The sequence below is a fragment of the Pseudaminobacter salicylatoxidans genome, from assembly GCF_003148475.1.
Classification (GTDB): domain Bacteria; phylum Pseudomonadota; class Alphaproteobacteria; order Rhizobiales; family Rhizobiaceae; genus Pseudaminobacter; species Pseudaminobacter salicylatoxidans.
The window spans coordinates 376,425-389,660 of record NZ_QGGG01000002.1 but is presented as its reverse complement, the minus strand read 5'-3'; the positions used below and the strand labels follow the sequence as shown (position 1 = coordinate 389,660).

10 protein-coding genes and 2 tRNA genes are annotated in these 13,236 nt (G+C 62.3%); 7 read left to right on the top strand and 5 right to left on the bottom strand.

All coding sequences use genetic code 11. From position 1 onward, the window contains the following. Window positions 1-119 precede the first annotated feature (119 nt). Window positions 120-761 carry an ATP-dependent Clp protease proteolytic subunit gene (locus C7441_RS04530; RefSeq protein WP_026060588.1) on the top strand — a complete coding sequence of 214 codons (642 nt, stop codon included), beginning with the start codon at window positions 120-122 and terminating at the stop codon, window positions 759-761. A 93-nt stretch (window positions 762-854) separates the two neighbouring features. On the opposite strand, the gene C7441_RS23945 is transcribed toward C7441_RS04530, so the two are convergent. Next, the gene (locus tag C7441_RS23945; RefSeq protein ID WP_170125007.1) at window positions 855-1,070 is read right to left on the bottom strand and encodes a hypothetical protein; all 216 of its coding nucleotides are present in this window, start codon (window positions 1,068-1,070) and stop codon (window positions 855-857) included. On the opposite strand from C7441_RS23945, the gene clpX reads away from it, so the two are divergent. From clpX to C7441_RS04515, 3 genes are all read left to right on the top strand, one after another. Continuing rightward, entirely contained in the window at window positions 1,054-2,325 is a 1,272-nt protein-coding gene (clpX, locus tag C7441_RS04525) for an ATP-dependent Clp protease ATP-binding subunit ClpX (protein WP_019173120.1), read from the top strand. The genes C7441_RS23945 and clpX overlap by 17 nt on opposite strands. Window positions 2,326-2,616: 291 nt before the next feature. Continuing rightward, the gene (gene lon, locus C7441_RS04520; RefSeq protein ID WP_109611856.1) at window positions 2,617-5,031 is read left to right on the top strand and encodes an endopeptidase La; all 2,415 of its coding nucleotides are present in this window, start codon (window positions 2,617-2,619) and stop codon (window positions 5,029-5,031) included. A 188-nt stretch (window positions 5,032-5,219) separates the two neighbouring features. Further along, a complete protein-coding gene (locus C7441_RS04515; RefSeq protein WP_019173118.1) occupies window positions 5,220-5,492 on the top strand; it encodes an HU family DNA-binding protein in 273 nt (90 codons plus the stop codon). A gap of 101 nt (window positions 5,493-5,593) precedes the next feature. Here the strand turns inward: C7441_RS04515 and C7441_RS04510 are convergent, their stop codons facing one another. Then, window positions 5,594-5,860, bottom strand: a complete 267-nt coding sequence (locus tag C7441_RS04510; protein WP_109611855.1) for a glycine zipper domain-containing protein — start codon at window positions 5,858-5,860, stop codon at window positions 5,594-5,596. Window positions 5,861-6,138: 278 nt separating this feature from the next. After that, window positions 6,139-6,214: transfer RNA gene (locus C7441_RS04505), tRNA-Val, on the bottom strand. A gap of 223 nt (window positions 6,215-6,437) precedes the next feature. Here C7441_RS04505 and C7441_RS04500 point away from each other — a divergent pair. Together C7441_RS04500 and C7441_RS04495 are read left to right on the top strand one after the other, a co-directional pair. Next, window positions 6,438-6,514, top strand: a tRNA-Asp gene (locus C7441_RS04500). A gap of 354 nt (window positions 6,515-6,868) precedes the next feature. Beyond that, window positions 6,869-7,723 (top strand): D-amino-acid transaminase, encoded by an 855-nt coding sequence (locus C7441_RS04495; protein ID WP_109611854.1) that lies wholly within the window; start codon window positions 6,869-6,871, stop codon window positions 7,721-7,723. An 18-nt stretch (window positions 7,724-7,741) separates the two neighbouring features. Here C7441_RS04495 and C7441_RS04490 read toward each other — a convergent pair whose 3' ends face one another. Then, window positions 7,742-9,019 carry a peptidoglycan DD-metalloendopeptidase family protein gene (locus tag C7441_RS04490; RefSeq protein WP_170125006.1) on the bottom strand — a complete coding sequence of 426 codons (1,278 nt, stop codon included), beginning with the start codon at window positions 9,017-9,019 and terminating at the stop codon, window positions 7,742-7,744. Between the two features lie 165 nt (window positions 9,020-9,184). Continuing rightward, window positions 9,185-9,652: a peroxiredoxin gene (locus C7441_RS04485; protein WP_109611852.1), complete on the bottom strand. Its 468-nt coding sequence runs from the start codon at window positions 9,650-9,652 to the stop codon at window positions 9,185-9,187. A 210-nt stretch (window positions 9,653-9,862) separates the two neighbouring features. Between C7441_RS04485 and C7441_RS04480 the strand changes: the two genes are divergently transcribed. After that, entirely contained in the window at window positions 9,863-13,156 is a 3,294-nt protein-coding gene (locus C7441_RS04480) for a YhdP family protein (RefSeq protein WP_483407025.1), read from the top strand. Window positions 13,157-13,236: the final 80 nt, after the last annotated feature.

The following is a 13,236-nucleotide window of genomic DNA, read 5'->3' as shown; positions in this document are numbered from 1 at the left end:
GCATGCCGAGCTTGGCCTTGCGCAATGGTGAGTCGGCATCCTATTTATCGAAAGAACCTATCTTTCCATGATTCCGCCCGGCTTGTCGCCGGAACCCATCCTGACAAAGGGACGCTTTGATGAGAGACCCCATAGAGACCGCAATGAACCTCGTGCCGATGGTCGTGGAACAGACCAATCGCGGCGAGCGCGCCTACGACATTTTCTCGCGGCTTCTCAAGGAGCGCATCATCTTCATCACCGGCCCGGTCGAGGACGGCATGGCGACGCTGGTCTGCGCGCAGCTCCTGTTCCTTGAAGCGGAGAACCCGAAGAAGGAAATCTCGCTCTATATCAACTCGCCGGGCGGCGTGGTGACCAGCGGCATGGCGATCTACGACACCATGCAGTTCATCAAGCCGGCGGTTTCGACGCTCTGCATCGGGCAGGCCGCGTCCATGGGCTCACTGCTTTTGTGCGCCGGCCACAAGGACATGCGCTTTGCGACGCCCAACGCGCGCATCATGGTGCATCAGCCTTCGGGCGGTTTCCAGGGCCAGGCCTCCGACATCGAGCGCCACGCCCAGGACATCATCAAGCTGAAGCGCCGCCTCAATGAAGTGTATGTCAAGCACACCGGCAAGGACTATGACACGATCGAGCGCACGCTTGATCGCGACCACTTCATGACGGCCGACGAGGCACAGGCTTTCGGCCTGATCGACAAGGTGATCAGCTCCCGCGAAGCGGTGGAAGCGCCAGAGCCCGCACCGTCGAAGTAATGATTCGATCCCCCGGCGAGAGATTGACGCAGTTTTGACACCGCTTGCGGCAATTCTGTCACAATTAACTGTTTCCTCGACGGGGGCAGCGGCCTACGTTAAATCTATGTTGAGCTTCGGCGGCTTAGCTTCCGGACAAGGGGCACCGCCGGTGGCTGCATCGTTCCTCCAGCCGTTGAACGACGGAGAACGGTTCGGATGCAGGGCGTTGGCACGGCGGCGCTTGCCGCCAACAATAAGTTTGGGTTCAGCCAGAATACCGGCCGGGCAGCACTGAAAGGACTTGGATAACATGAGCAAGGTCAGCAACGGCGGCGACTCCAAGAATACGCTCTATTGCTCGTTCTGCGGCAAGAGCCAGCACGAAGTGCGCAAGCTGATCGCCGGTCCTACCGTTTTCATCTGCGACGAGTGCGTCGAACTGTGCATGGACATCATCCGCGAGGAGAACAAGACCTCGATGGTGAAGTCGCGCGAGGGCGTGCCCACGCCGCAGGAAATCCTCCAGGTTCTGGACGATTATGTGATCGGCCAGCCCTATGCGAAGCGCGTTCTGTCGGTGGCGGTCCACAACCACTACAAGCGGCTCGCGCACGCTTCGAAGAACAACGATGTCGAACTGGCGAAGTCGAACATCCTGCTGATCGGCCCCACCGGCTGCGGCAAGACGCTGCTGGCGCAAACGCTGGCGCGCATCATCGACGTGCCGTTCACGATGGCGGACGCCACCACGCTCACCGAGGCGGGCTATGTCGGCGAGGATGTCGAGAACATCATCCTGAAGCTGCTGCAGTCGGCCGACTACAATGTCGAGCGTGCCCAGCGCGGCATCGTCTACATCGACGAAATCGACAAGATCAGCCGCAAGTCGGACAATCCGTCGATCACCCGTGATGTGTCGGGCGAAGGCGTGCAGCAGGCGCTGCTGAAGATCATGGAGGGCACGGTCGCTTCCGTGCCGCCGCAGGGCGGCCGCAAGCACCCGCAGCAGGAATTCCTGCAGGTGGACACGGCCAACATCCTGTTCATCTGCGGCGGCGCCTTCGCGGGCCTCGACAAGATCATCTCCGACCGCGGCCGCAAGACTTCGATCGGCTTCGGCGCGACCGTCGCCTCTCCGGAAGAGCGCCGCACCGGCGAACTCTTCCGCCAGGTGGAGCCGGAAGACCTGTTGAAGTTCGGCCTCATTCCCGAATTCGTCGGGCGTCTGCCGGTTCTGGCTACGCTGGAGGACCTGGACGAGCCGGCGCTGGTGCAGATCCTGTCGGAGCCGAAGAACGCGCTGGTCAAGCAGTATCAGCGGCTGTTCGAGATGGAGAATGTGGAACTCACCTTCCACGAGAACGCGCTGTCGGCAATCGCCAAGCGCGCCATCGAGCGCAAGACCGGCGCGCGGGGCCTGCGCTCGATCATGGAAGCGATCCTGCTCGACACCATGTTCGAACTTCCGGCGCTGGAAGGCGTGCAGGAAGTCGTCATCTCCGAGGAAGTGGTGACCGGCAGCGCCCGGCCGCTCTACATCTATTCGGAGCAGAAGGAAAAGAAGGGCAATGTCAGCGCCTGATCTCGGCGCTGCCTTCCCGACCTGTCGAACGGCGCCGCAAGGCGCCGTTTGTCTGTCGTAAGCTGCTGTTTTTACGACCGGCAGGTTCTGGGCGAACGCACCCGGCAAACACTGATTTGTGCTCCGCCCTTGATCTTTGTTTGCCGGGCATCCACCTAACAGCGTGAAGGCCGTGGCTGTATTCCGTGCTGAAGAGCTTCTGGTGAAACAGAGGTAGGCGGGACGGTGCACGGCCGTTAATATGAGAATCGCGGTTGGCTAGAATGCGACTGCGATAAGAAAGGTTGGACAATGGCCAAAGTAACCAGGTCTTCCGGCGACAACGTCTTCGCAGTGCTCCCGCTGCGCGACATCGTTGTGTTCCCGCACATGATCGTGCCGCTCTTCGTCGGGCGTGAAAAGTCGATCAAGGCGCTGGAAGAGGTCATGGGCGCGGAAAAGCAGATCCTGCTTGCGACCCAGATGAACGCTGCCGACGACGATCCGGAGCCGGACGCCATCTACGATGTCGGCACGCTCGCCAATGTCCTGCAGCTTCTGAAGCTGCCGGATGGCACTGTGAAGGTTCTGGTCGAAGGCGCCGAGCGCGCCAAAATCACCGGTTTCACCGAGCGTACGGACTTCCATGAAGCCGCCGCCACCGTGCTCATCGAGCCGGAGGAGGAGGAGATCGAGATCGAGGCGCTTGCCCGTTCCGTGGTCGCCGACTTCGAAAACTATGTGAAGCTGAACAAGAAGATTTCGCCCGAAGTGGTCGGTGCGGCCAGCCAGATCGACGACTATTCCAAGCTCGCCGACACGGTCGCTTCGCATCTCGCGATCAAGATTCCCGAGAAGCAGGAAATGCTCGGCACCCTTTCGGTGCGCGAGCGGCTCGAAAAGGCCATGGGCTTCATGGAAGCCGAAATCTCGGTGTTGCAGGTGGAAAAGCGTATCCGCTCGCGCGTCAAGCGCCAGATGGAGAAGACGCAGCGCGAGTACTACCTCAACGAGCAGATGAAGGCGATCCAGAAGGAACTCGGCGAGGGCGAGGACGGCCGCGACGAGGCCGCCGAGCTCGAGGCGCGCATCAAGAAGACCAAGCTTTCCAAGGAGGCCCGCGAAAAGGCGGATGCCGAGTTGAAGAAGCTGCGTTCGATGTCGCCCATGTCGGCCGAATCCACCGTCGTGCGCAACTATCTCGACTGGCTGCTGTCAATCCCGTGGGGCAAGACCTCCAAGGTTCGCAACGACCTGCATGTCGCGCAGGAAGTGCTGGATCACGACCATTACGGCCTCGACAAGGTCAAGGACCGCATCGTCGAATATCTGGCTGTGCAGAGCCGGCAGAAGAAGCTGAAGGGCCCGATCCTGTGCCTCGTGGGACCTCCCGGCGTCGGCAAGACCTCGCTCGGCAAGTCCATTGCCAAGGCGACCGGACGCGAGTTCGTGCGCATGGCGCTGGGCGGCGTGCGCGACGAGGCCGAGATTCGTGGACACCGGCGCACCTATATCGGCTCGATGCCCGGCAAGGTCATCCAGTCGATGAAGAAGGCCAAGAAGTCCAATCCGCTCTTCCTGCTCGACGAGATCGACAAGATGGGCCAGGACTTCCGTGGTGATCCGTCCTCGGCGCTGCTCGAAGTGCTTGATCCGGAACAGAACTCCTCCTTCATGGATCACTACCTGGAGGTCGAGTACGATCTGTCCAACGTCATGTTCGTGACGACGGCCAATACGCTGAACATCCCTGCGCCGCTGATGGACCGCATGGAGATCATCCGTATCGCCGGCTACACGGAAGACGAGAAGGTCGAGATCGCCAAGCGGCACCTGATGCCCAAGGTCGTTCGCGACCATGCGCTGCAGCCGAAGGAGTTTTCGGTGAGCGACGACGCCCTGCGCGGGGTCATCCAGACCTACACGCGTGAAGCAGGCGTTCGTAACCTTGAGCGCGAGCTGATGAAGCTCGGGCGCAAGGCGGTGACCGAGATCATCCGGACCAAGAAGAAGTCGGTCAAGATCACGCCCGACAACCTTGCGGACTATCTCGGCGTGCCGCGGTTCCGCTTCGGCCAGGTGGAAGCCGACGACCAGGTCGGTGTCGTAACCGGGTTGGCCTGGACGGAGGTCGGCGGCGAGCTGTTGACGATCGAAGGCGTCATGATGCCCGGCAAGGGCAAGATGACGGTCACCGGCAATCTGCGCGAGGTGATGAAGGAATCGATCTCCGCCGCGGCCTCTTATGTCCGCAGCCGGGCCATCGATTTCGGCATCGAGCCGCCTCTGTTCGACAAGCGCGACATCCACGTGCACGTGCCGGAAGGCGCGACGCCCAAGGATGGTCCGTCGGCCGGTACGGCGATGGCCACGGCAATCGTCTCGGTGCTGACCGGCATTCCGGTGCGGGCCGATGTGGCGATGACGGGCGAGATCACGCTGCGGGGCAGGGTGCTGCCGATCGGCGGCCTGAAGGAAAAGCTGCTTGCAGCTCTTCGCGGCGGCATCAAGAAGGTGCTGATTCCGGAAGAGAACGCCAAGGATCTGGCGGAGATTCCGGACAATGTGAAGAGCGGCCTGGAGATCATCCCGGTCAGCCGCGTTGGCGAAGTGCTTCGCCACGCGCTGGTGCGGATGCCTGAGCCGATCGAATGGGTCGAGCCCGTGGAGGCTCCGGCTGCCAAGTCGGAAGCGTCCGACGATGCGGGCAAGACGCTCGCGCACTGAGGGCCGCAAGGATAAATTGTGGCAGGAATACAAAAAGCCGGGCCTCGCGCCCGGCTTTTTCGTTGAAAACCGCGGAAAACCAAGGGGTACAGGGTTTTTCCAGCTTGGTTGCGGCGTCGGTTCTTTCTAAAGTCCGATCCCTGCCGGTTGAGTCTTTTGTCCCGGTTTTCTCATGGAAGGAAATTTTTATGAACAAGAACGAATTGGTGTCTGCTGTCGCTGAAGCCGCCAAGCTCTCCAAGAGCGATGCGCAGTCCGCCGTTGAAGCGGTGTTCTCCGTGATCACCGGCGAATTGAAGAAGGGCGGCGATGTTCGTCTGGTCGGCTTCGGAAATTTCACCGTGTCAAAACGCGCCGCTTCGACGGGCCGCAACCCGCAGACGGGTGCGGAAGTGCAGATTCCCGCTCGCACGGTCCCGAAGTTCACGGCCGGCAAGGGCCTCAAGGACGCCGTCAACTGAGCAGTCCTGTATTCGGACTTCGAAAAGCCGGGTGGGTTTCCTCCCGGCTTTTCTTTTGGAACATGGGGTCGAAGCGGATGCTGTGCCGCAGGCCGCTCGAATCACCAGCGATAGCCGCGCGGGCAGCGGGCTACGTAGCGGCGACCATGACGATCCCGGAAGTAGCAGCGGCCCGGTTCGCTGGCTCGCCCGATGAGCGCGCCCGCGGTCGCACCGATGGCGCCACCGATAAGCGCACCGCCGACATCGCCGGACACCGCGCCGCCTACGGCCGCACCCGTTGCACCGCCGATAAAGGCACCTTGCTCCGTGGGGGTACAGGCGGCGAGCGCCGCAGTTGCGGCCAGGGCAAATAGGACGTTCCGCATTTTTGTGCTCCCTCAAAAACAATCAACCTGCATCAACACTTCGGGAGGGGAATTTGTTCCGTAGATCGCACGTGAGGGCGCTGCTGGTGTCGGCGGGCGTGACGGGCAAGGCACGCGCTCAAGCCACTCTGGCGATCCCGAGGGTGCTTTGAGGTGGCGTGCAAGGCTGCAGGAGCGGCAGGCGCGATCTGGCGAACGCTGACTGCTCGGTGGGCCCGGTGAAGCTGAGGCGCGGTTCGTACACGCAACTTAGCGTGCGGAAAAATCGATGATTTGCGTGGTGGGCGATGACGGGCTCGAACCGCCGACATCTTCGGTGTAAACGAAGCGCTCTACCAACTGAGCTAATCGCCCTTACGCGAGCGCGACGTTTAAGCGGTTCGTTTTCCAACCGCAAGAAAAATTCGCGAAAATGGCCGGGCAACCGTGCCGGACAGGAACAATCCACAGGCTTGGGAAAAAACATTCGTCAGAATGCAAGAATGACGCTTCAGGCCGCTTGACACTCCATGCCGAACGCCTTAATCCCCCACCCATCGACGCGGGCCACACACCAAGCGGTGGCCAAGTCGGAAGCGCGGGTGTAGCTCAGTCGGTTAGAGTGCCGGCCTGTCACGCCGGAGGTCGCGGGTTCGAGCCCCGTCACTCGCGCCATTCTTTTCAAAGGCTTGAAGCCTTTTCTTCCTCGGAAGTTTCAACTTCGGCTCGTCGGATTTCTGAGGCGGCGCTGTCCGCTTCATCTCGAAGTAATTGCAGAGATTTGCATTCCGTTCTTTTCAAGGACGCATTAACGCCTTGTTGACCGCGCATCGGGATGATGGCGGTGTCTACGGTCGCGTTTTGAGTACCGTGGCGGCAATCCGCCCAGGCAACAGGCCCGTCGTCCGACAACGGATCGACGGGCTTTCCTTTTTCGAATCGATTCGGGTCGAATTGCCTGCGGCGGAACTTCCAACCCGCTCTGAACGGCTCTAGCTTGCGCCTTTCTTTGGGAAAGCGAGCGATTCGATGGAACGCATTGTCTATGTGAACGGCGAGTACGTCCCCGAACAGGAAGCGAAGGTTTCCGTTTTCGACCGGGGGTTCCTGTTTGCCGATGGCGTTTACGAAGTCACGGCCGTGCTCAACGGCAAACTGGTGGATTTTGACGGCCATATGCGCCGCCTGCACCGGTCGCTTTCGGAATTGCAGATGGCCATGCCGTGCGATGAAGGCGAGCTGCTGGCGATCCATCGCGCGATGATCGAGAAGAATGCGCTCGTCGAGGGCATGATCTACATGCAGATCACGCGGGGCGCGGCCGATCGCGACTTCACCTTTCCAGCCTCGGCGACGCCGACCCTCGTTATGTTCACGCAGACCCGCTCCATCATCGACAGCGCCCAGGCGAAGACCGGCGTGCGCGTGGTGACGGTGGAGGATCTGCGCTGGGGCAGGAGGGACATCAAGACGGTTCAGCTGCTCTATCCGTCGATGGCCAAGATGATCGCGCAGGGCAAGGGCGCGGACGATGCCTGGCTGGTTCAGGACGGCATGGTGACAGAGGGCACCTCGAACAACACCTATATCGTCACGGCGGACGGCACCATCGTCACGCGCGACCTGTCGCATGACATATTGCCGGGCATTACCCGCGCTGCCGTTCTGCGGTGCGCGCGCGAATTGCAGATGAAGGTGGAGGAACGCGCATTTTCCGTGGAGGAGGCGCTTGCGGCCAGGGAGGCCTTCTCCAGCTCCGCGACCGGCTTTGTCAGTCCTGTGGTCGAAATCGACGGCAAGGCGCTGGGAGACGGCCAGCCCGGCCCTGTGGCGAGGCGTCTGCGGCAGGTCTATATCGAGGAAAGCCTCAAGGCTGCGATCTGAGGCCGGTCTGGCCGGGTATCAGAGATACTGGCCGACCTGCTTGCCGAGCTTGAGGAAGCGCAGCGGGTTGAGCGCTTCGCCCTTGTAGCGCACCTCATAGTGCAGATGCGGGCCGGTGGAGCGGCCCGTGCTTCCGACCTGGCCGATGGCGTCGCCGCGGCTCACCTTCTGGCCTTCCTTCACATCTATGCGGCTCAAATGGCCGTAGCGCGTGGAAAAGCCGTTTCCATGGTCGATCTCGACCATGCGCCCATAGCCGCCGTTCCAGCCTGCCCTGACGACGGTTCCTGGCGCCGTCACGCGTGCGGGCGAGCCCTGAGGTGCGCGAAAATCCATGCCCGAATGCAGCGCCGGCGTGCCGATCAGCGGATCGCGCCGCACGCCGAAGGTGCTCGACACCGAACGCCCGGGTGCTGGGTTTGCGATCGGCAGCCGCCGGGCCGTGTTTTTCATCTTGTCGAGGCGGTCGAGGCTGTCGTCGAGCTCGCGCATCTTCGCGTCGAATTGCGACGGGTTGTCGAGGGCGATCAGCGGGCCGCCAATGTCGCTTTTCCCGAAATCGTCATCCATAGAGGGCAGGTCGGCGGCCTCGAAGGCCTGCGCGATGGCGTCGGCGGTCTGGTAGGCGCTCTCGGTCAGCGAATCGATACGCGCCAGTTGTTCGCCCTCGATCTTCTGCAGCGACTTGCCGATGGTCGCAAAGAGCCTGTCCGCCTTGTCGGCCGCGGACGGGGTTTCGGTGCCGCGCATGTGCAGCGGCCAGATTTCGTTCAAGCGCTCCACGGCAGGGGTGGCACCGGCAAAAGCCAGAACCTGAGCAGGCAAGCCGTCATTCAGCCCGGCCCGGATTTCAGGCCTGGCGTCGGGCTGGGCGGGAGAGGGAGTATCCTCCAGCGTGTCGGCGCGCTCGAGCAGCGGTTCCAGCCGCCCGTGACGGCTGGTAAGCTGCGCCTGTCGTTTCAGAAGCTCGCTGACCTTGGTGTCGACGAGTTGCTGGTCGAGAAGCTGGCGGCTGGTTATGCGGTCCACCTGCGCGCGCAGGGCCGAGATGCGATCCTCATAGGCCTGCTGCAATCGCGCCTGGCGTGCCGTCTGGGCGCCGATGAGGTCGTCGCGCAGTACCAGATAGGATGTGGCAAGCAGATAGCCCACCGCCAGCGCGGAGAGGGCGGAGCCGAGGGCCGCAGCTATCCAGGGACGCACGGTGAAATGCCTGACGTCGTTGCCGCGCGCGATGATGACCGTATGTGGTTCGACGCGCGTGCCGAAGACAGTCGGTTGACCAGATTTTTCCACGATCGATTCCCCGCCAAGCAACGACCGTCGCGATTACACATTGTTAGGGTTAACAAAGGCTTTGGCTTCGCCGGAATTGACCGGACAGGCAATGAAAAAGGCCCGCCGGAGCGGGCCTTGGTGGTGAAACGGAAGGCTGCCGCCGGATGACCCGGCGCGGCGCGGTCACAGTGCCTGAACCGCTTCCAGAACCTGCCGGGCATGGCCCGGCACCTTCACCTTGCGCCAGATTCTGGCGATCCTGCCGTCCGGCCCGATCAGGAAGGTGGAGCGCTCCACACCCATATATTTGCGGCCGTACATGCTCTTTTCGACCCATACGCCATAGGCTTCGAGGGTCTTGCGTTCCTCGTCGGCGACGAGTTCCACCGAAAGGTTGTGCTTGGACTTGAACTTGTCGTGGCTCTTAACGCTGTCCGGCGAGATGCCGATGATGGCAGCCCCGGCCTTTTCGAATTCCGGCTTCAGCGCCGAGAAATCGATTGCTTCGGCCGTGCAGCCGCTGGTGTCGTCCTTCGGATAGAAATAGAGGACGACCTTTTTCCCGCTGAGATCGGCAAGCTTCAAGGCGCCGCCGCCATCGCGGGGGAGGTCGAAATCGGGAGCTTTTTGCCCGGCTTCCAGTTCGGCCATATCAATGCCCTTGTTTCAGGTTACGCGCGAAGCCTCAGACATATAATGTTGTGCACGGATTCGTCCACGACTGAGGCGTTGCGGCGGGATTTCCGTTTGGAGCACACGGTACCAAAACACGAAAAGATCCGTTTCCGCCGTCATGAAATAGCGGATCTGGGGACCTTTCCTTCCGCGGCAAGCCCGGATTTGCGCAAGGGTCGCCGCCGCTTGCGCGCTCGCGTCACGAAGATCGCGGCCGGATCGGTCGCCTGCACGCTCGCCGCGTTCTGTCTGTTCATCGCGCTGCTCTATTTCGTCGGGCTCTCGGGTATCGGCACGGCTCCGCTGCGCACGGAAGCGGAAAAGGCTATCCGGGCGTTCGCGGGCATGGATGTGGATGCCTCGATGGGGCCGGCAGGCCTGTCGATCGACGCTTCCCGGCTCGTCGCGCTCGAGGTTCGCGATGTAAGCGTGAAGGCGAAGGGCGGCGCGCCCGTCGTCGAAGCGGGCATGGTCCGTTTCGGCCTGCGGTTCCTGCCGCTTATGGGCGGGAACATCCGGCTGGGCAGCGTGAAGATTTCCGACGCGGTGGTGACTGCGTCCTCCATGCCTCTTTCCGACCGCAGCGACTGGACGCAGGCTCTCAGGAACGAGCGGGGGCTGATCGACCCCGACAAGCTGGCCCAGGTCGTCTTTGCCGAGGTTCACAGGGCTTTCGATGCGCTTGAGGCAGGCTCCACAGGCCAGATCGAGCTGCAGAATGTGAAGTTCGCCTTGCCGGAAGACGGCCATGTGCGCACGATCCTGGTGGAACACGCGCGGCTGACGGCCGGCGCGCCCGGCGAGATGAGCTTTTCGGGGGAGGTGGACATCGACGGCCGGAGCGTCGCGCTCACGGGGACCTCGGCGCGAGACACGGTCTCGGGGCGTATCAAAAGGCTGGAGATCAACGCGGACGCCCCGGTCGTAGTGACGCCGCCGACACCGGCTGATCCCGATGGGAACGCAAATTCGCTCGGTTCGCTCAAGCTTGCCATTGCCGGTCACGAGGGCATCGGATCGGACCCCGACCGGCTGACTGCGGCAGTGACGCTCGGCGATCTGGTCGTGGATCTCGACAAGGACGGCACCTTCGAGGGGGACGTGGAGCTGAATGCCACGCTGGCGGCCGGTTCCGACAAGCTGGAGATCGATCGGCTGCGCATAACCACCGGCCGCAGCGACCTGGAGTTCAACGGGGCCGTCGGCCCTCGTCCGGCGGTGGCGGGCAAGGACGCTGTTCCGCTCTATCGCTATGAACTCGTCAGCACCAGAACGCGGGTCGCGCCGACGGATTCGCCGGAACCGGCACTGGATTTCCTGGCGCGCATCAGCGGCACTTTCGATGCCGACAAGATGTTGCTGGTCGCGGACCAGATAGCTGTCAAAAGCGGTCCGGGAGAGGCGCTGGGAAGCGCATCCTTCGACTTTTCCGGCAGCAGGGTGCCGGGCATCGCGCTCGACCTTCAGGTGCATGACATGCAGGTGTCGCATGTCAAGCAATTGTGGCCGTGGTTTTCCGCCAAGGGCGCGCGCCACTGGGTTATGGACCATCTCTTCGGCGGCCGGGTTGTGGATGGGCTGGTCCACTTCCAGGTGCCGCCGGATCGGCTGGGAAATGGCGTGTCGCTGAGCGCCGATGAAGTGTCCGGCCGTTTCGAGGTGGAAGATACGCGTTTCGACACTGCCGGGGTGATTCCTCCCGTTCGCGACGCGATCGGCATGGTGGAATTCAAGGGCAACGATGTCGACGTCTCGCTGCGCTCGGGAACGGTCTATCTGCCGAGCGGCAGGACCGTGGACGCGCGCAATGGCACCATGCGCATTGCCCATGCCAACCGCCCGCCGCTTATCGGTGAGCTGGATATGGACGTTGCCGGAGATGCTGACGCGATTACCGAATTGGCCTCATACGAGCCCATCGACGCGATGCGCTTCCTCAAGATGAAGCCGGACGATTTCAGCGGCAGCGTGAGCGGGCATGTCACGGCCGATATTCCGCTGCAAAAGGGAATGGCCACCGACCAGCTCGATTGGCGCGTGGTGCTGGACTATGAGGGGCTGTCTCTCGCCAAGCCGCTGGACGACCAGAAGATCAGCGACGCCACCGGAAGCATCACCATCGAGCCGGACAGGGCGGTCATCGACGCCAAGGCCAAGCTCAACGGCATCCCGGCGGAAGTCGCCCTGGTCGAGCCGCTGGGTAAGAACGGGCCGAAGCGGGAGCGCAACGTGACGCTCGTGCTCGATGACAAGACGCGCGAGGCGCAGGCACCGGGCCTTGCAGGCCTGATGAAAGGCACGCTGCGGCTCGACCTGCAAATGGCCGGGGACGCGCAGCGGCAGGACGTCACGGCGGATCTGACCGCGCTCCGTCTCGACCTGCCCTGGATCGGCTGGTCGAAGGGGCCGGGAATTCCAGCCAGGCTGAGCTTCACGCTCGACAAGTCGGAGGGTGTTTCGAGGCTTTCCGATTTCCGGCTGGAAGGAAAGCCCTTTGCCATCGCCGGTTCGTTGACATTGGCGGACGGCAATTTTTCCGCGGCTCGTTTCGATACCGTCCGGCTCAATCGCGACGACAATGTCGCCGTGTCCGTGAAGCGCATGGGCAAGGGGTATTCGATCAATGTCACCGGCAGCTCGCTGGATGCGCGCGCGCTCATCAAGCAGTTCACCGCCAGCGCAGGCGACGACAAGCCGTCGTCGAGCGTTCCCGTGTCGCTCTCGCTCGATGTCGACAGGATCACCGGTTTCGGCGGCGAGCGGCTTTCCAACGTCGCCATGAGCTACAACGGCGCCGCCGCGCGGATAGACGGCATGAAGCTGACGGCCAATACCGGCTCCGGCAGCGCGGTCACGGTGCGCAATTCAACCGAGGGCGGGCAGCATACGCTCCAGATGCAATCCGCCGATGCGGGCGCGATCCTGCGTTTCCTCAATATCTATGACCATATGCAGGGCGGTTCGATTCGTCTGTCCTTGTCGGACAATGGCGGCGGCCCCATGCGCGGCCGCGTCGACGCCAGCAATTTCTGGGTCGTCAACGAGCCGAAGCTCGCCTCGATCGTATCGACCACCCCACCGGGCGATCGGCGCAGCCTGAACCAGGCGGTCAAGAGCGACATCGACACGTCGCGCGTCCAGTTCGAGCGTGGCTCGGCGCAGATCGAGAAGGGGCCGGGCTACCTGAAGATCGGCAATGGCGTGCTGCGCGGACCGTTGATCGGCACGACGTTCCAGGGCACGCTCTACGATCAGAACGGCAATATGGCCATGACCGGCACCTTCATGCCCGCCTATGGGCTGAACCGCATTTTCGGGGAAATCCCCATCGTCGGGGCCATTCTCGGCAATGGTCGCGACCGTGGCCTGATCGGCGTGACCTACAAGCTTCATGGCAACTCGAAGTCGCCCAATCTGGAGATCAACCCGTTGTCGGTGATAGCGCCGGGCATTTTCCGCTCGATTTTCGAGTTTCAGTAGGACTGCCCGCTCGCGGCGCGGGCGAGGATCGGCCAGATTTATCGCATATGGACTGCTTTTGATCGGGTAGCCATATCCTC

Bases quoted from the DNA above. Each gene is read 5' to 3' on its own strand.
- C7441_RS04485 (WP_109611852.1), bottom strand. From the start codon at position 9,652: ATGGCCGAACTGGAAGCCGGGCAAAAAGCTCCCGATTTCGACCTCCCC.
- clpX (WP_019173120.1), top strand. From the start codon at position 1,054: ATGAGCAAGGTCAGCAACGGCGGCGACTCCAAGAATACGCTCTATTGC.
- C7441_RS04515 (WP_019173118.1), top strand. From the start codon at position 5,220: ATGAACAAGAACGAATTGGTGTCTGCTGTCGCTGAAGCCGCCAAGCTC.
- C7441_RS04510 (WP_109611855.1), bottom strand. From the start codon at position 5,860: ATGCGGAACGTCCTATTTGCCCTGGCCGCAACTGCGGCGCTCGCCGCC.
- C7441_RS04495 (WP_109611854.1), top strand. From the start codon at position 6,869: ATGGAACGCATTGTCTATGTGAACGGCGAGTACGTCCCCGAACAGGAA.
- lon (WP_109611856.1), top strand. From the start codon at position 2,617: ATGGCCAAAGTAACCAGGTCTTCCGGCGACAACGTCTTCGCAGTGCTC.
- C7441_RS04530 (WP_026060588.1), top strand. From the start codon at position 120: ATGAGAGACCCCATAGAGACCGCAATGAACCTCGTGCCGATGGTCGTG.